An 18,229-nucleotide genomic window follows, 5' to 3' on the forward strand; every position below is an offset into this window, starting at 1 on the left:
GTTCAGGCCGCCAGGCCGAAACGCCGGGCCAGCTCGGCGATGCCGTTGCCCATGCCGAAGGTCTGTCGGACCCGGCTTGCGGCGGCAGCGCCCAGCCGATGGCGCAGAGCCGGGTCGACGATCAGGTGATTCAGCGCGACCATCAGTTCGCCAATATCCTCGCTCGGCACCAGCAGGCCGGTCTCGCCATCGTTGATCAATTCCGGGATCGCGGAAATGGTTGTGGCGACGCAGGGCAGTGCCTGGCTCTGGGCTTCCATCAGCACATTGGGCAGGCCATCCATGTCGCCGTCCCGATCGCGGCGACTGGCCAGTGCAAAGATATCCGCATCGCGATAGGCGGCAATCACATCATCCTGTGCCGCCGCGCCGCGCCAGGTGATGCAGTCGGCAATACCGAGCTGCGCCGCCTGCGTCTTCAGCGTTTTCAGCAACGGGCCGCCGCCGATATGGGTGAAATGCCAGTACAGGTCCGTCGGCAGCCGGGCCAGCGCCTGCAGCAGCAGGTCGTAGCCCTTCTTTTCCACGGCACGGCCAACCGAGAGCAGCCGCACCGGATCCTGGGCGTCGCGGCCATCGCGGCGCGGTCGCCAGGCCGGTGCATCGGGAAAGCGGCTGAAATCCAGGCCATGATAGACCAGCGACACGCGCTCGGGATTGCTCAGCGCCGACAGATGCGTGTGGTTATGCGCCGTGCAGGTGACGGCCCACTGGCAGTCGGCCAGTTTCTCGCGCTTCTCCCAGTCCGGTGTGATCCAGATATCCCGCGCATGGGCCGATGCCGTCCACGGGCATTGCAGAATCTGCGCTGCATAGCGCGCCACCGAGCCCGGTGTGTGGATGAAATGGGCATGCAGATGGCGATAGCGTTCCGGCAGTTCGGCAGCCAGCACCATGGCCTGGCCGAAACGCCGGAGGCGATTGCGGGTACGGTCGCGGCTGAAATCCTGCCACCAGAGCCGGAATGCGGCGCGATAGCCGGGCAGGCGGCGCGCGCGCCACCAGCTGCGCAGCACGCGCAACGGTTCCTGATGCAGATATTCCGGCAGGTATAGCAGCGGCGCCTTGATCTGATCGTGCAGGGCATGGCGCTTCGTGTCGGTGGGGTGGCGCAACGATACGATCAGGATATCGAGCCCGCGCGCTTCAAGCGCCGCGATCTCCTGGGCGATGAAGGTTTCCGACAGGCGTGGATAGCCTTTCAGAACAAAGGCGACAGACGGCGGTGCGGACACGGACATACGCGGAAACGGCGGGCGGATCAGCCCCGCAATTCGACCACGTTGCCGGACAATTCGGCACGCGGCCGGAGCCACGGCTGCACCAGGCGGTCGACGTTATCCAGGCCTTCAAGCAGGCCGGGAATCACGATCTGCGAGGGCAGCGGCTGGCGCGGCAGGTTGCGGAGCGCATTTGCCATCACGGCCGGATCATACTGGCCGTCATCTTCCAGCATGCGGATCAGGCCCAGTTCCTGGGCGCGGCTGGCGCGGATGAACTGCTCCATGCGCGGGCGCTTGCGCGGCACGATGATGGCACGTTTGTCCAGCGACAGGATTTCGCAGAAGGTATTGTAGCCGCCCATGGCGAGCACACCGACGGCATTGCGCACCAGATGCTCCATATGCGCGTCGAAGGTGATGGCTTCCACGCGCGGTAGGCGGGCTACCCGGGCCAGGAAATCGGCGCGGCGGTCTTTCTGCATGAAGGGGCCCAGCACGATCAGTGCCGGATAGGGCAGCATCTCGGTGCTTTCATAGGCTCGCAGCACCCAGTCGATCAGGCCTTCGCCATCGCCGCCGCCGCCCGGCGTCACCAGCAGGAACGGCCGCTGGGTGATTTCGGGCAACTGGTGCTCCGGCGGAGACTCGTTAGAGGTGCGCGGCAGGTAACCGGTATAGACCACCTTGCGGCGGACCTTTTCGGGCAGGGTGATGCCCTCCAGCGGATCGCAGAATTGCGGCAGGCCATAGACCCAAATCTGGTCGAACAGATTCTTGAGCGCCGGCATGACGTTCTTGCGTTCCCATTCCGGCTTAAGCGCGCTGGGCTCGTCCATCACATCGCGCAGGCCGAGCACCAGACGGGTGCCATTGGCCTTGAGCATCTTCATGGTTTCCAGAACCTCGCCCCGCAGGCCGAGCGGTTCCTTGTCCACGATGAAGATGTCGGGATCGAAGACCCGAGCCGTATGCTGGATGATTTCGGCCCGAATCCTCAGGGTCTCCTCGATATCCATCGGCAGGTTCAGCGAGGTGTACTGGCCGTCCCGCAGCTTGATAACGCCGGGCACGCGGACGAAGTCGACGCGGCTGCGGAAATCGAAACTGCCGATGATCGGCGAGCCGGACATGATCAGGACCGACATGTCCTGGTGCCGCTCGACCAGGGCATGAGCAATCGTCCGGCATCGGCGCAAATGGCCGAGTCCGAAGGTGTCGTGGCTGTATATCAGCACACGCGTGCCGTCACTGCGCGATACCATGCTGGTTTCCCCCCTCGGGGAGCAATCGGGAGCGTTCTGGGGTCGAAAGTCTGCCCGGACTATGGCATAGCCCCCCCGCTCAGGCCAAGCCCTGGTTCTCACAAGCCCCTGAGATAAATAGTGATACCGGGCACAGTCCGGTCCCGTCTGACAATTGGCGGGCTGTCGACCTTCGGTTAAGGTCGGGACAAAGCGGGGAAGTCCGGTGGAAAAAAATCTCTACAGCTTCATCCTAAAATACAGTCTGAAGCAGCAGGTTATCATCACGCTGCTCTCGGTCGTTTCCTTTATTCCCTATTATTATTACCTGAGCATCCCGAAATCGATCGTCAATCAGGGTATTCAGGGCAAAGACATCAGTTACCCGGTCGACCTGTTCGGCTGGGGTTTGTGGCAATTCGATAACACGGCCTATCTGTTCCTGCTCTGCGGTGTCTTCCTGCTGCTGGTGCTGATTCAGCAGGGCTTCAAATACGCCATAAATTACTTCCAGGGCGTTGCCGGCGAACGCATGTTGCGCAGGCTGCGCTATGAGCTTTACGCTCATATCCTGCGGTTTCCGCTGCACACATTCCGGCGTACCAGCCAGGGTGAAATCATTCCGATGGTGATCGCCGAGGTTGAGCCGGTCGGCGGCTTTATCGGCGAAAGCTTTGCCCTGCCGATCTTCCAGGGTGGCATGCTGCTGGTGATCTTTGGCTTCCTGCTGCTGCAGAATCCTTTGATGGCCTTGGCGGCCGTCGCGCTATACCCGATCCAGTTCTACTTCGTGCCGAAAATGCAGGCCAAGGTCCGGGCGCTCGGCCGCGAGCGCATCAAGAACCAGCGCAGGCTGTCGGATCGCATTGGCGAGACCATCAGTGGCGTGACCGATCTGCACACCCATGATGTGTCGAACCGCATGCTGGCGGAATTTAGCGGCCGCCTCAGCATCAGCTACTGGATTCGCGTCGAGATCTATCAGCGCAAGTTCATGGTGAAGTTTCTCAACAACTTCATCCAGCAGCTCGGGCCATTCTTCTTCTATGCCATTGGCGGCTACCTCACGATCCGCGGCCAGATGGATGTCGGTACCGTGGTGGCAGCGGTGAACGCGCACAAGGAAATGGCGGCGCCCTGGAAGGAACTGCTGAACCACTATCAGCAGCGCGAGGACGTGAAGCAGAAATACGAACAGGTTGTCACCCAGTTTGTGCTGGACGGCATGCGTGGCCCCGACGACCAGCATGTGGAGCCGGAACAGCCGGTGTCGCTGGCCGGTCCGGTCGCGGTTTCCGGCCTGGTTCTGCATGACGACCAGGGACAGCCGATCCTGGAGAATCTCAGCCTGTCATTGCCCTGGCCATCCCGTGTGGCCGTGGTGGGCGATAACGGGCGGGATGAACTGCTGCAGCTTCTGGCGCGGCTGCATGATCCGACCCGCGGCCGGATCGCCATCAATGAACGTAATCTGGCCGAACTGCCCGAAACCGTCACCGGGCGCCGGCTCGCCTATGTCGGCCCGGCCAGCTACGTCTTCAATACCAGCCTGGGCGACAACCTGTTCATGGGCCTGCGGCATCGCCCGCTGACAACCCGCAGCCTGAGCGAGGCCGTGCAGGCGCGGTATGAGCGTGAGGTCGCCGAAGCCGAAGCCTCAGGCAACTCGTCGTATGATCCCGATGCGGACTGGACCGATTATGCGGCGGCCGGCGCTGACGGGCCTGACAATCTCGTGACAGTGGCGATCGCCGCATTGAAAGCCGCCAGCTTCGATGAGGATGTCTATCAGTTGGGTATGCGCGGAACCGTTGATCCGGCCGCCAAGCCCGACGTGGCGGAGCGCGTTCTTGCCGCGCGGCGGGCTTTCCGCGAGAAGCTGACCAATGGCGCGTTGGCTGATCTGGTCGAAAGCTGGGATCCGGCGCGCTACAACAGCAATGCCACGGTGGCGGAAAACCTGATGTTCGGTACCGCGCGCAATGGGATTTATCACGAAGACAACCTGGCGCGTGATTCGCATATGCTGCGCGTGCTCGATGAAGTCGGCCTGCGGCAACGCTTCCTTGAGATCGGCCATGAAGTCGCCGCCACCATGGTCGAACTGTTCGCCGATCTGCCGCCCGAGCATGAATTCTTCCAGCAGTTCAGCTTCATCTCGTCCGAAGATCTGCCCGACTACAAAGACCTGCTGCAGCGTGCCAAGCCTGGCGCGCTGGATCAGCTGCCGGAGGGGGATCGCGCCCGGCTGATGTCCTTGCCGTTCAAGCTGGTATTCGCGCGCCACCGTCTTGGCCATTTCAATGATGCCGAGCGCGAGGCCATCCTGAAGGCCCGTAAAATCTTCGCCGATACCTTGCCGGAAGATCGCCAGGGTGCGATCGCCTTCTTCGATCCGGAGCATTTCACCGTCTCGTCCAGCATTGTCGACAATATCCTGTTCGGGCGCGTCGCTTACGGGCAGGCGCAGGCGCAGGAGAAGATTGGCCGCGTCATGGCCGATGTCGTCGAACAGCTCAAGCTGCGCGAGCCGATCATCGCGGTCGGCCTGCTGTTCGAGGTTGGCATCGCCGGTGCCCGTCTGACGGCGGCACAGCGTCAGAAACTGTCGATTGCGCGCGCCCTGGTGAAGCAGCCGGACTGGGTGATGCTGTCTGAAGCCACTGCGGCGCTCGATCCGCGCAGCCATGCAGTCGTGGTGAAGGCGGTTACCGAATTGCGCAAGGAGGCCGGCCTGATCTGGTCTCTGCAGCGCGCAACGGACTGCGAAAGCTTCGATATTGTCGTCGTCGTGGAAAATGGGCGCGTCACGCATACCGGTTCATATTCCGAGCTGTGCGAGAAGAGTGCCCGGTTCAAGCAGATGCTGGCGCCGGCCTGAGCCGCGCATTGATGGAGAGCAGGTCATGAGTCTGATTGAAGAAGTCGAACTGCTGCGACGGATTCCGCTCTTCGCCAAGATCGAACCGTCGAAGCTGAAACTGTTGGCCTTCACCAGTCAGCGTCTCACCTACAAGCCGGGCGATGTTCTGTTTCACCAGGGCGATCCCGGTGACGCGGCTTTTGTGATTATCGGTGGCGAAGCCGATGTCGTGGTCGATACGCCGACCGGCCCGTTGAAGGTGGCGCATCTGCGGCAGAACGATTTTGTCGGCGAGATCGCCATTCTGTGCGATGTGCCGCGCACTGCGACCGTTACGGCCACCCTGGAAACCACGGTGCTGCGTATCGAGAAGGACCTGTTCTTCCGCCTGATTGGTGACTTCCCGCAGATCGCCATCGAGATCATGCGTGTGCTGGCACAGCGACTGGATCGCACCACGGCGGACCTGCGCGAGCTTTCGGCCAAGGTGAAGGGCTGACCGCAGGCATGAGCCGTTTGGACAGTTTTATCAGTCGTCTGTCGGCCCAGCGTGAATTGCTCAACTGGGCGATCGAATGGGTGAGGCAGCGTGAAGGTCTGGTGCTGGAGGTCGGCCTTGGCAATGGACGCACCTATGACCATCTGCGCGCCGGGCTGACGGCAGACCGCATTTACGCATTTGACCGCGCCAATAATGCCAACCCGCGCTCGATTCCGCCCGATGACCGCCTGGTGCTCGGGGAGTTCGGCGACACCCTGCAGGCTTTTGCCGCCCGGCGCCCCGGTGCCGCCATTCTGGTGCATAGCGATGTCGGGCTGGGTGATCCCGAGGCCAATGCCCGCCAGGTGGTGCAGATGAGCGGCTGGTTGCCGCCGCTCTTGGGGCGCGGCGCGCTACTCCTCAGCGACCAGAAGCTCACCCATCCCGACCTGCTGTTGCAGCCGGTTCCCGTGCCGATTCCGCCAGACCGCTATTTTGTCTATCTCAAGGCTTGAGCAGACCATGCGTACCGGCATCAAATAGACATAGAACCGCTGCATGATGGTGGCGGCAATAAAACGGGGGTGCTGCCAGATGTCTGATGCGGGGAAAAAGAAGATTGCCATCCTGGGCGGCGGAGTTTCCGCGCTCACCAGTGCGTTCTATCTGGCATCGCAGCCGGGCGCCGCCGAGAAATACGACATAACCCTGTATTGCATCGGCTGGCGCCTGGGCGGCAAATGCGCCACCGGCCGCAATGCCGATTTCGGCATGCGCATCGAGGAGCATGGCATCCATGGCTTCCTCGGTTGCTACTACAACACGCTGTCGATGATGACCGAGGTCTACAAGCAGCTTGATCGGCCGAAGGATGTGCCGCTCGCCACCTTCGAGCAGGCTTTCTACCCGGTCGATTCCATCTTGTGCTGGGAGTTCCGCGACTATCGCTGGGTCAACTGGCCGCTGACCATGCCGCGCAACGACCTGAAGCCCTGGGAACCGGAATCGCTGCCGACGCTGCAGCACTGGATCAAGGCGCTGGTCGAGTTTCTCGGCAAGCGGCTGGACCATGCGGCCGGCACGGTGCCGTCGACTTTCCTGGAATTCACCCTGGCGCGCGGGCTGTTCAACAAGCTCGCCGCCGAGGCCGACAAGATCGCGACGGGCGAGGGCGGGCCGCTGCTCAAGGCAATCGATGATTTCTGGCTGTGGTTCAAGAAACATGTCGAGGCGCTGGTCGAGAAGAACGACGCCCTGCGCCATCTCTACATCACGCTGGATTACTTCCTGACCATGATCCGCGGCATCATCGCAGATGACGTGATCAACCTGGGCTTCGACCAGCTCGACAACGAGAATTTCTCCGACTGGTTCGCCCGCCACGGCGGCTCGATGCTGACGATCTCCTCGCCGCTCAGCCTCAATACACCGAACCTGTCCTACCAGTATCCTGATGGCGACACGACACGGCCACCGGCGATGGCGGCCGGCGCCTATCTGCACTGGACGCTGCGCGAATTCGCCTATCTGGGCTCCTTCGGCTGGCTGTTCGCGGCCGGCACCGGGGATACCGTGGTGGCGCCGCTGTACCAGCTGCTCAAGCGGCTCGGTGTGAAATTCGAGCTGTTCCACAAGGTGCGCGAAATCACCACGGGGCCGAATGGCGTCGGCGAGGTCGTTTTCGACATCCAGGCCACGCTGAAGGATCCGGCCAGGGGCTACGAGCCGCTGATCGATCTGCCGCTGGCGAAATACAACGGCAAGGCCCTGCCGGTCTGGCCTGATCGTCCGCTGTTCGATCAGCTGGTCCAGGGCGAGGCGATGAAGGCCGCGAAGGTCGACATCGAATCCTACTGGACGCCGTGGCAGCCTGTCGCCGAGAAACGGCTGAAGGCCGGCGAGGATTTCGACACCGTGATCTGCGCCATTTCCATCGGCGCATTGCCGATCCTGGCGCCGCAGCTGATGCAGGCCAATCCGCAATGGCCGCCGATGGTCGAAGCCATCAAGACGGTGCAGACCCAGACCCTGCAGATCTGGATGAACCGCACCCTGAAAGACATGGGCCTGCCCTTCGAATACAAGAATTATGACCGCCTGATCGGCGCCACCTTTGTCAATCCAATCGATGGTGTCGCAGATTTCACCGACCTGATCCCGGTGGAGGACTGGCCGGCCGATCATACGCCGCAGTCGCTGCTGTATTTCTCCGGTGCCGCGCCGCAATACAGCGCACAGCCGCCGTTCAGCGATCATGATTATCCCGTGCGCGAAAAGGCCCGCGTGAAATATCAGGCCCAGCAGTATCTGCAGGCCTGCATGGGGGCGCTGCTGCCGAAGTCGGTGACCAATGCGGTCAATCCGCCGGGCGACATGATCGGCTTCGATTTCTCGCAGCTGGTCTGCCTGAAGGATGACGCCACCACGCTCGGTGTCGCGCGTCTGGAGCAGCAGTTCTGGAAACCCAATATCGATCCCACCGAACGTTATGTCACCTCGCCGCCGGGCAGCACCAAATATCGCCTGAAGGCCTGGGACTCCGGCTTTGCCAATCTGGTGATCGCCGGCGACTGGATCTACACCGGCCTCAATGTCGGCAGCTTCGAAGGCGCCTGCATGGGCGGCAAACTGGCGGCCCATGCCGTCGATCCGGCCGCTGTGCCGCTCAACAAGGTCTATGGTTATCCGCCCAACCAGGGTCCCAAGATGGCCAGTCTTTAGCATGACCGGCAAACCGGGGCCGCAGAACCTGCTCACCGATGTGCCCGGCCTCATGGTCGGGCATGCGGTTGATGAAAGGCTGCGTTCCGGTGTCAGCGTCATCTTGCCGATGCAGCGTGCGGCCTGTTCCGTCGATGTGCGCGGCGGCGGATCGGGCACGCGGGAAACCGATCTGCTGCGGCCCGAGGCCACCGTGCAGGCGGTGGATGCCATCTGCCTGTCCGGCGGTTCGGCCTTCGGCTTGGATGCCGCCTCGGGCGCCATGCACTGGCTGGCCGAGCGCCGGCGTGGCGTCGAAGTGCGCGGTCATATCGTGCCCATCGTTCCAGCGGCCATCCTGTTCGACCTGAACAATGGTGGCGACAAGGACTGGGGCGTGGAGCCGCCATACCGGCTGCTCGGGCGGCAGGCCTGCGATGCGGCTTCGGCCGGCCCGTTCCCGCTCGGCAATACGGGCGCGGGCTTCGGCGCCATGGCCGGCCAGATCAAGGGCGGGCTGGGCAGTGCCTCCTGGGTCGAGCCTGACGGCCTGATCGTGGCGGCCATGGTGGCCGTGAATGCAGTCGGCAGCGTATTGACCCCGGGCAACCGCAGCTTCTGGGCGGCGCCCTGGGAGCAGGATGCGGAGTTTGGCGGGCTGCCGTTTCAGGCGCAGAGCGTCGATCTGGGGCTGGCTGCGGAATCCCGCCTTGGCCGGCCGGCTGCCGGCAGCCATACCTGCATCGGTATCGTGGCCACCAATGCCGCATTCGACAAATCCGCCTTGCGGCAGATTGCCACCATGGCGCATGACGGCCTGGCCCGGGCGGTGCGGCCGGTTCACACGCCTTTCGATGGCGATACCCTCTTTGCCCTCGCCACGGCAACGTGGCAGGATACCCAGGATGCCGCCGACACATTCTGGCTCACCGCCAGGGTGGGCAGTATCGCCGCCGATTGCGTTGCCCGTGCGGCAGCGCGCGGTGTTTGGGCCGCCGATCCGCTGGGAGCATTGCAATCTGCTCGCGATGTGGTCGCCGCGGCGCGGAATTCGTAAGGAGGACGTCATGCAGGGCTGGAAAATATTCGCGGTTGCGATGGGAATGACGGCGGCATCGCTGGCTGCCGGCCAGGCGCTGGCACAAGCCAAGACATCCCTCATCATGGCCATGTCGCTGGAGCCGCCGGGTCTCGATCCCACCATCGCCCCGGCCGCCGCGATTGGCGATGTGGTGCATTACAATATCCTGGAGGGCCTGACCAAGATCGCCGAGAATGGCGAGGTGCAGCCCCTGCTGGCCGACAGCTGGACTGTGTCGCCGGATATGAAGGCCTTCACCTTCAAGCTGAAGGCAGGCGTGAAATTCAACGACGGCACGACCTTCGATTCCGCCGATGTGAAATTCTCGTTCGAGAAATATGCCGGCGAGAAGAGCACCAACAAGCGCAAGGCGGTGTTCACCAACATTGCCTCCATCGCGACGCCCGATCCGCTCACGGTGGCGATCACGCTCAAGACCCCGGACCCGATTTTCCTGTTCAGCCTGGGCGAGAACACGGCGGTGATCACGGCGCCGGAATCGAGCGATACCAATGCCACCAAGCCGGTGGGTACCGGCCCCTACAAGCTGGAAAACTGGGTGAAGGGCGATTCCGTCACCCTGGTTGCCACCGATACCTATCGCAACCCGGGCGCCATCAAGATCAAGACGGTGAAGATGCGCTTCATCAGCGACCAGGGCGCCATGGTGGCGGCGATGCGGGCCGGCGATATCGACGCCGTGCCGATCGGCATTACCGGCGAGAATGTGCGCGAGTTCGAGAAGGACAAGCGTTTCAAGGTCACGGCCGGCTCGACCGAAGGCGAGACCATGGTGATCATCAACAACAAGCGCAAGCCGTTTGATGATGTGCGGGTGCGCCGTGCGCTCACCTACGCCATCGACCGCGATGCGGTGATCGAGGCCGCCACGGCAGGCTATGGCAAGCCGATCGGCAGCCATTTCCCCCCGCATGATCCGGCCTATGTCGATCTGACCAAGCAGTATCCCTACGATCCGGCCAAGGCCAGGGCGCTGCTGAAGGAAGCCGGCGTGAACAATCTGGAAGTCACGCTGCGCCTGCCGCCGCCGCCCTATGCGCGGCCGATCGGCGAGGTGGTGCAGGCCATGCTGAGCCAGGTGGGCATCACCGCCAAGATCGAGAATGTCGAATGGGCGCAGTGGCTGGATGGCACCTTCAAGAACAAGAATTTCGACCTGACGGTGATCAGCCATGTCGAGCCGAACGACTTCGTAAAATATGCCGAGCCGGAATATTACTGGCAGTATGACAGCCAGAAGGCCCGCGACCTGATCGCCAAGGCGAATTCGACGCTCGACAAGGCCGAGCGTGCCAGGGCCCTGCAGGATCTGCAGCGCCTGCTGGCCGACGATGCGGTCAATGTCTATCTGTACAACCTGCCGCGGCTGGGCGTGTACAAGCAGGGCCTGACCGGTTTCTGGGTCAATGCACCGATCTTCGTGAACGACCTGACGGCGGTGTCCTGGCAGTAGGATCCACAGCCTTCAGACAAAGAAAAAGCCCGGCTCAAAGCCGGGCTTTTTTAGTGTCGTAAGGCCGGAGCGCTTCAGCGCACGAAGACCTGAACCTCGTTGGTGGCGGCCTGGCTGCTGCTGGCGGCCGAAACATTCACCCGGCTGGCCGGCAGGCCCATATCGGCCAGCGAGCGCAGGACGCGGTCGGCATTGCGGCGTGCCTGGTTCTGGTTGCTGGCGGTCTGCGCCTGGGTACCGCCGGCGGCAATCGCCACCACGTCGAACACGGCATTGGGCTTGCGGGCCAGCGCCTGCGAAACGGCGTTGTACAGCGCCTGCTGGTAGGGCACGTCGGCGCGGTCGAAGCGGATCACCACCAGCGGCGTGCGGCCATCGGCGGCAAACGGCGCGGCGGCCGCATCGGCGGCGGCAAACTGCTGCGCGCCGGCATAGAAGTTGGCGCGGTTGCCCAGGCCCGGGCCGAGCAGCTCACCCTGCTTGATGGCGGCCGACAGCGTCGTCAGGTTGGTACGCTCGGCGCCGATATAGTTGGTCTGGCGCGCGACATCGGTGCTGAGTTCGCCAAGCAGGCGGTCGATCAGCACCACGGTCTTCGAGGTTTCGTCTTCCAGCACCGACAGCTGGCGATGATCTTCGTCGATGGCGCCCTGCAGGCTGTAGGTCGATTTGATCGACTGCAGCAGATAGGTCGACATCGCGGAATCGGCAGCCACCTGGTTGGCGATGTTGCTCAGGGTGCCGACATCGGCGGCCATGCGGTCGAGATCGGTCTGCGCCTGGGTCCACTGGCTGACCAGGATCGGATTGCCCGGCGTGGTGCCCATCTGCAGGCGCGTCGACACGGCGGCAACCGTGCCATGATAGCGCTGGGAATTCTGGGTGGCGCTGCCGCGGGCCGCCTGCAACTGCTGGTTCCGCTGGGTGACCTGCTGCTGCAGCTGCGACAGCTCGCCGCGCATCTGCTGCACCTTCTGGCCGACAAAAGTGCCGGTCGAGGCGGCCTGGGTGACGCCCGGCACGACGAAATTGGTGCTGCCCATGGCAGGCTGGCTGAGGATCGGGCTCGGGTTCGATTCTGCCGCCGAGGCCGGAATCTGCTGGCGCATCACCGGCTGTTCGGAGGGGTCGGCGCCGGTCAGGGACGGCCAGAGTTCATCGCTGACGTAAGAGCAGCCAGAGAGCAGCAAAGCGAGGGAAATCGTGCTTGCCGAAGCCAGCATTCGACGCCGATGCGCCGGATTACGAACAGGATGTGCCATGCCGCGCGGTCTCGCGTTGATTGTTATGAACTCAGAACTGCTGGCCTGGAGGCCCCCCGTCTCAGTGGTTCCAGCCCAGCGGAGAACCGCGTGGCGAGCCTTCTGGAGACAGCGTTATTCTAGGGGTCGGCAGAACCGCCCGCAAGCATCATCTGCCTGTAGAATCCGAGGCTTGCACGGCAGGGCAGTATTCCGGGCTTGGCCCTTGCGTCCCCCCAGTGAATTGAGTAGGTTCCGCCCCCGTTGCGATACCAATCGCCGTGCGCTCGTAGCTCAGCTGGATAGAGCACCAGACTACGAATCTGGGGGTCAGGAGTTCGAATCTCTTCGAGCGCACCATTTTCTTCAAGCACTTAACCGCGAAACCAGCCCGGCCTGAGGCCTCGCCCGGCGGTGGCATCTTTGTTATGCCAGTGGGTGCGCAGCGAATCGGTGCTGCCAAGCGGTTGGCATGACATCAGTTTCCCCCAGTCCTGTTTCGATGGATGCAGCGCAGGCCATGCTGCACACGGTGTTCGGCTTCGAGCGTTTCCGCGCCGGGCAGGCCGAGATCGTGCAGGCGCTGCTGGGGGGCGAGGATGTGCTGGCGGTGATGCCGACCGGCAGCGGCAAGTCGCTGTGCTATCAGCTGCCGGCGATCCTGCGCGGCGGCCTGACCGTGGTGGTCTCGCCGCTGATCGCGCTGATGCGCGACCAGGTGCGGCAGCTCCAGGGCTTCGGCATCAACGCCGCCAGCCTGAATTCCGCCAATGACGAGGCCGAGAACCAGCGGGTCTATCGCGACCTGCGCGAGGGCAGCCTGCGGCTGCTCTATGTCGCGCCCGAACGGCTGGTGCGGCCCGACACCGTGGCTCTGCTCAAGCGCTCCAATGCCGGCCTGCTGGCCATCGATGAGGCCCATTGCGTCTCGCAATGGGGCCATGATTTTCGCCCGGAATATCTGGCGCTGGGCAGCATCCGTGCCGAACTGGGCAATATCACCACCGTTGCGCTGACGGCGACGGCCGATGCGCCGACCCGGGCCGATATCGTGCAGAAGCTGTTCGCCGGCGATGGCGGGAAGGTGCCGCGCGAATTCATCCGTTCCTTCGACCGGCCAAACCTGCATCTGATGATGCAGCCCAAGGCCAGCGCGCGCAAACAGATCGGCGATTTCATCGCCGCCCGCCGCGGCCTGAACGGCATCGTCTACTGCTCGTCGCGCAAGCGGACCGAGGAGCTGGCTGCCGGCCTGGTGGCGATGGGCCACAATGCCTTGCCCTATCATGCCGGCATGGAGCAGCGCCTGCGCGATGCCAACCAGGATACCTTCCTGCGCGACGATGGCGTGGTGATGGTGGCGACCGTGGCCTTTGGCATGGGCATCGACAAACCCGATGTGCGCTATGTCTGCCATGCCGACCTGCCGCGCAATGTGGAAGCCTATTACCAGGAAATCGGCCGTGCCGGCCGCGACGGGCTGCCGGCCGAGACATTGACGCTATATGGCCTCGACGACATGCGGCTGCGCCGCATGCAGATCGAAGAGGGCGAGACCTCGGATGAGCGCAAGCGCATCGAACGCCAGCGCTTCAATGCCCTGGTGGCACTGTGTGAATCGCCGCGCTGCCGTCGCCAGACCTTGCTGGCCTATTTCGGCGAGGCTTCTGAGCCCTGCGGTCATTGCGACCTGTGCCAGGATGGCGTGGCGCGCTTCGATGGCACGGTGGAGGCGCAGAAGGCGATGTCGGCGATGATGCGCACCGGCCAGCGCTATGGCACCGAGCATCTGGTGCAGCTGCTGCTCGGCAACACCACCGATGCGATCCTGCGCAGCGAGCATGATCGCCTGCCTACCTTCGGCGTCGGCAAGGATCGCGATGCCAATGCCTGGCGCTCGATTTTCCGCCAGCTCTATGGTGGCGGCCTGATCGATCTTGATATTGCTGGCCATGGCGGCTGGTTCATCACCGATGCCGGCCGTGCGGTGCTGCGTGGCCAGCAGAAGGTCGAGATGCGTGTTGAATCCCTGAGCGCGCGGCGTGAAAAAAGCCGCCGCGGCGCATCGGGCATGGCCGAGGCGGCACTCGAACCGGCGGATCAGCGCCTGCTGGCAGCGCTGAAGGATCTGCGGCGCCAGCTTGCCACCGAGTTGCAGCAGCCGGCCTATGTGATCTTTTCGGATCGCACCTTGCTTGAACTGGCGGCCAAGCGGCCGACCAGTTTGTATCGACTGACTGATATTCACGGCATCGGCCAGGCCAAGCTGGAACGCTTTGGCCAGGTGTTTCTCGATGTCGTGCTGGCGCACCAGGACGACCGCGCCGCCTGATCTGGTGCTTTGGCATCAATGCTGCATGGCCTGAGGCTGAGTTCATCAGTCCGGATGCCGCATCATGGTTCTCTACTCCCCGCCGCAGCCCGCCAGGGAATTGCCCGTCATCGATATCGCCGCCACGGCGGGTAACGATGACGCCGCCTGCCGCGCAACAGCCTGGGAGATTCACAAGGCCTGCCGGGATACCGGCTTTTTCTATGTTGCCGGTCATGGCGTGGCAGAGGGGTTGGTTGCCGCGCAATTCGATTGGGCGCGGCGCTTCTTCGCTTTGCCGATGGATGTGAAGGCGGCCCTGCATATGAAGCGCTCGCGCAGCTTCGCCGGCTACGAACCGCTGGCCGGGCAGACACTGGATGCGGCTTCGCCGCCGGACCTGAAAGAGGGCTTTTACTACACGGCCGACCTGCCGGAAGATGATGCCTATGTCGTCGCCGGCATCCGTGGCTATGGCGGCAACCAGTGGCCCGGTGATGACCTGCCCGGCTTCGATGCCGCCGGCTTCCGCAGGCAGATGCAGGCCTATCATGCGGCCATGCGCGTGCTGGGCGACCGGCTGCTCAGCCTGCTGGCGCGCTCGCTCGATCTCGCGCCGGATTATTTTGTGCCGATGTATCGCAAGCCGAATGCTGTTGTCCGGCTGTTGCATTATCCGCCGCAGCCAGAGGCGGCGCAGTTCAACCAGCTGGGCGCCGGCGCGCATACCGACTGGGGCGGCATCACGCTGCTGGCGCAGGACGATGCCGGCGGCTTGGAAGTGCAGAACACGGCGGGGGAGTGGATCGTCGCGCCGCCGCTGGCCGGCAGCTTCGTGATCAATCTCGGCGATCTGGTGCAGCGCTGGACCAACGATCTCTATCGCTCCAACATGCATCGCGTGCTGAACCGCGCCAAAGTTTCGCGCGATCGCTATTCAGTGCCGTTCTTCTATACGCCCGATCATTTCGCCCGTATCGAATGCCTGCCCGGTTGCAGCAGCGCGGAACGGCCGCCGCGCCATGCGCCCTGCCTGGCCGGCGAGCATATGATGGAAATGTTTAATCGCTCCTACGGCCGCAAGGCAGGGTGATAAGCATGGCTGCCGCCCGTCTTGCCTATGTGAACCTGTTTGCCCGCGACATTGTTGCACTGTCGGGATTCTATACAGAACTGCTGGGCTTTCCCGAGATCGCGGCGCATCGCTCGCCGATCTATCGCTGCCTCGATGCCCATGGCGCTGAACTGGGCTTCAATGCCACCGAGGCCTATGCGCTGCTCAATCTGCAGACACGACAGCCGGTGGATGCGCAAAACCCGTTGCCACTCGGGGTCTATTTCACCATCGAACTGGACAGCGCCGATGCGGTTGATCGTATTGCCGAGAATTGTGTGCGGCTGGGCGGTGCGGTGCTCAAGCCACCGTACCTGACCTACTATAATGCGCGTCAGGCGGTGCTGGCCGATCCGGAAGGCAATGTCTTCCGCGTCAATCACCGGGTGGGGACGCGCACACCTTATGACGCCCTGCCGCCGGAGCGGCGCCCGCTCTAGGGCGTCTGCTCCTCCGGGATTGCCTATTTTATAAGCGCATGGTCTTTACTGAAGGCGGGCAGACGGACGGGGGAGCGGCAATTCATGCCCCTGGCTTGCTTCCGGCGCCTGGTCAGGCGTGGCCTGGTCTTTGCAAACCTTTTCCGGGTACTGAGCGAGGGGATGATCATGACCAAGACGATTGCAGCGACGATAGGCGGCCTGTTGATGGTGGGCTGCCTGGCCCTGACAGGTATGGCCCAGGCCCAGGAGGCCGTGAAGCTTCGGGTCATGGGGATGCCGCTGGCGACCGGCAAGATCCGCAGTGATCGCGAGCAGCCGTTTTTCGAGACCTTGCCCAAGACCCTCGGCTTCCCGGTCGAAGTCGATTACAAGCCGCTCGATTCCACCGGCATCAAGGAATTCGAGCAGCTGCGCGTGGCCCGCTCCGGCCTGTTTGACATCATCGGCCTGCGTCTGGCGCAGATTTCGCGCGACGAGCCGACCATTCTTGGCCTCGACCTGGTCGGCCTCAATGGCGATTACGACACCGCCCGCAAGGTGGTGACCGCTTATCAGGGCGCCGTCGACGAGCGGCTGCAGAAACTCTTCAACACCAAGCTGCTCGGCGTCTGGCCGTTCGGCCCGCAGCTGGTGTTCTGCAAGCCGGCGATCAAGTCGCTGGCCGATCTCAAGGGCCTCAAGGTCCGTATCCTCGATGGCGTGATGGCGAAATTCATGGAGCGGGTCGGCGCCACGCCGGTCACCATGGCGTTCGGTGAGGTCTCGCAGGGCCTGTCGCTCGGCACCATCGATTGCGCCGTCACCGGCCCCAGCTCGGCGAATTCCGCCGGCTGGCCGGAAAGCGTCACCCATGTCTATCCGCTAGCGCTGCAGGTCGCGGTGCAGGGTTATGGCATCAATCTCGATACCTGGAAGAAGCTGAAGCCGGACCAGCAGGTCAAGCTGCAGAAGGCCTTCACCGATCTGAATGAAAGCATCTGGAGCTATTCCAAGGAACTCTGGGATGATGCAATGCGCTGCAATGCCGGGCAGGAGCCCTGCACCACCGGCAAGAAATACAAACTCACCACTGTCGCGGTGCAGCCGCAGGATCTTGATCTGGTAAAGGGTGCCGTGCGCGAGATTTCCTATCCGGCCTGGTCGGAAGCCTGCGACAAGGTCAATCCCGGCTGCTCGGCGGGCTGGAAGGCCTCGGTCGGGCCGATCATCGGCCTGAAATAGGCGAGGCGGTGCCGGCGGCGACCGCTGCCGGCACGCAATCCCGATGAAGCGTTTTGAAACTGTGGCCGCCGCGCTGTTCGGGGCCGTCTTCCTCATCCAGGCCCTGGCTGTGGCCGCGGAAACGCTGCTGCGCAAACTGTTCAACTATTCGCTGCAGGGCGTCGATGAACTGGGCGGCTATCTTCTGGCCTGCGGTGCGGCGCTGGCCTGCGCCGTTGCCCTGATCAGCCGCGCCCATATCCGTATCGACCTGCTGCATGACCGTCTGCCGCAGCCGCTGCGCATCGCGCTCAATGGCCTGTCGCTGCTGTGTATCGCGCTCTGTGCGGCAGCCTTGCTGCGCATGGCCTGGATCGCGCTCGATGAATCGCTGCTGTTCAATGCCACGGCGCAGACACCCTGGGCGACGCCGCTCTGGCTTCCGCAGACCGCCTGGCTGTGTGCCCTGGGGGTGTTCGGTGTCGTCGCCGTGCTTGAACTGATGCGGTTTGCCCGGTTGGCGCTGGCCGGTCGCAGCAGTGATCTGAATCGCTTCTACGGTCCGCGCGGCAGCAAGGAAGAATTGCAGGAAGAGCTCGACGATCTGCGGGCACGCGGTGTCTCGGCCGATCCGGATCTGCCGTTGACGAAAGATCCGACACCATGAGCATGGTCGCCATTGGGGTTATCGGGTTCCTGGTCATGGTGGCGCTGATGCTGATCGGCCTGCCGATCGGCGCGGTGATGCTGCTGATGGGCCTGGGCGGCGGCATGCTGGCCTTCGGCAATGCCTTCCTGGTGTCGTCGGCCTCGGTGGCCTGGGGCACCATGAGTGACAATGGCCTGACCGCCATTCC

The 18,229-nt window shown here is 63.2% G+C and carries 15 protein-coding genes and 1 tRNA gene; 13 read left to right on the plus strand and 3 right to left on the minus strand.

What is annotated here, in order from left to right; genetic code table 11:
- Positions 1-2: 2 nt before the first annotated feature.
- Both AAG799_RS05605 and AAG799_RS05610 read right to left on the minus strand, forming a co-directional pair.
- Positions 3-1,241 carry a glycosyltransferase gene (locus AAG799_RS05605; RefSeq protein WP_341894819.1) on the minus strand — a complete coding sequence of 413 codons (1,239 nt, stop codon included), beginning with the start codon at positions 1,239-1,241 and terminating at the stop codon, positions 3-5.
- 20 nt (positions 1,242-1,261) lie between these two features.
- Positions 1,262-2,485, minus strand: a complete 1,224-nt coding sequence (locus AAG799_RS05610; RefSeq protein WP_341894820.1) for a glycosyltransferase — start codon at positions 2,483-2,485, stop codon at positions 1,262-1,264.
- 205 nt (positions 2,486-2,690) lie between these two features.
- Here AAG799_RS05610 and AAG799_RS05615 point away from each other — a divergent pair, with 205 nt between their 5' ends.
- From AAG799_RS05615 to AAG799_RS05640, 6 genes are all read left to right on the plus strand, one after another.
- Complete coding sequence (locus AAG799_RS05615; RefSeq protein WP_341894821.1) at positions 2,691-5,345, plus strand: ABC transporter transmembrane domain-containing protein; 2,655 nt, start codon at positions 2,691-2,693, stop codon at positions 5,343-5,345.
- Positions 5,346-5,370: 25 nt separating this feature from the next.
- A complete protein-coding gene (locus tag AAG799_RS05620) occupies positions 5,371-5,826 on the plus strand; it encodes a cyclic nucleotide-binding domain-containing protein (RefSeq protein WP_341894822.1) in 456 nt (151 codons plus the stop codon).
- 8 nt (positions 5,827-5,834) lie between these two features.
- Positions 5,835-6,323: a class I SAM-dependent methyltransferase gene (locus AAG799_RS05625; protein WP_341894823.1), complete on the plus strand. Its 489-nt coding sequence runs from the start codon at positions 5,835-5,837 to the stop codon at positions 6,321-6,323.
- A gap of 79 nt (positions 6,324-6,402) precedes the next feature.
- The gene (locus tag AAG799_RS05630; RefSeq protein ID WP_341894824.1) at positions 6,403-8,529 is read left to right on the plus strand and encodes an NAD(P)-binding protein; all 2,127 of its coding nucleotides are present in this window, start codon (positions 6,403-6,405) and stop codon (positions 8,527-8,529) included.
- A gap of 1 nt (position 8,530) precedes the next feature.
- Complete coding sequence (locus AAG799_RS05635) at positions 8,531-9,565, plus strand: P1 family peptidase (protein WP_341894825.1); 1,035 nt, start codon at positions 8,531-8,533, stop codon at positions 9,563-9,565.
- 10 nt (positions 9,566-9,575) lie between these two features.
- Positions 9,576-11,063, plus strand: a complete 1,488-nt coding sequence (locus tag AAG799_RS05640) for an ABC transporter substrate-binding protein (protein WP_341894826.1) — start codon at positions 9,576-9,578, stop codon at positions 11,061-11,063.
- A 74-nt stretch (positions 11,064-11,137) separates the two neighbouring features.
- On the opposite strand, the gene AAG799_RS05645 is transcribed toward AAG799_RS05640, so the two are convergent.
- Entirely contained in the window at positions 11,138-12,286 is a 1,149-nt protein-coding gene (locus AAG799_RS05645; protein WP_341894827.1) for a hypothetical protein, read from the minus strand.
- A gap of 301 nt (positions 12,287-12,587) precedes the next feature.
- Between AAG799_RS05645 and AAG799_RS05650 the strand changes: the two genes are divergently transcribed.
- The 7 genes from AAG799_RS05650 to AAG799_RS05680 all read left to right on the plus strand — a co-directional run.
- A tRNA-Arg gene (locus AAG799_RS05650) sits at positions 12,588-12,664 on the plus strand.
- 112 nt (positions 12,665-12,776) lie between these two features.
- Entirely contained in the window at positions 12,777-14,636 is a 1,860-nt protein-coding gene (recQ, locus tag AAG799_RS05655; protein ID WP_341894828.1) for a DNA helicase RecQ, read from the plus strand.
- 64 nt (positions 14,637-14,700) lie between these two features.
- Complete coding sequence (locus tag AAG799_RS05660; RefSeq protein WP_341894829.1) at positions 14,701-15,708, plus strand: 2-oxoglutarate and iron-dependent oxygenase domain-containing protein; 1,008 nt, start codon at positions 14,701-14,703, stop codon at positions 15,706-15,708.
- 5 nt (positions 15,709-15,713) lie between these two features.
- The gene (locus AAG799_RS05665) at positions 15,714-16,169 is read left to right on the plus strand and encodes a VOC family protein (RefSeq protein ID WP_341894830.1); all 456 of its coding nucleotides are present in this window, start codon (positions 15,714-15,716) and stop codon (positions 16,167-16,169) included.
- 168 nt (positions 16,170-16,337) lie between these two features.
- On the plus strand, positions 16,338-17,393 hold the full coding sequence (locus AAG799_RS05670; protein WP_341894831.1) for a TRAP transporter substrate-binding protein: 1,056 nt from the start codon (positions 16,338-16,340) through the stop codon (positions 17,391-17,393).
- Between the two features lie 43 nt (positions 17,394-17,436).
- The gene (locus AAG799_RS05675; protein ID WP_341894832.1) at positions 17,437-18,039 is read left to right on the plus strand and encodes a TRAP transporter small permease; all 603 of its coding nucleotides are present in this window, start codon (positions 17,437-17,439) and stop codon (positions 18,037-18,039) included.
- On the plus strand, positions 18,036-18,229 hold a 194-nt coding region (locus AAG799_RS05680; RefSeq protein WP_341894833.1), incomplete at its 3' end, for a hypothetical protein. The genes AAG799_RS05675 and AAG799_RS05680, both read left to right, overlap by 4 nt.

The sequence above is a fragment of the Ferrovibrio terrae genome (assembly GCF_943371255.1).
GTDB lineage: Bacteria > Pseudomonadota > Alphaproteobacteria > Ferrovibrionales > Ferrovibrionaceae > Ferrovibrio > Ferrovibrio terrae_B.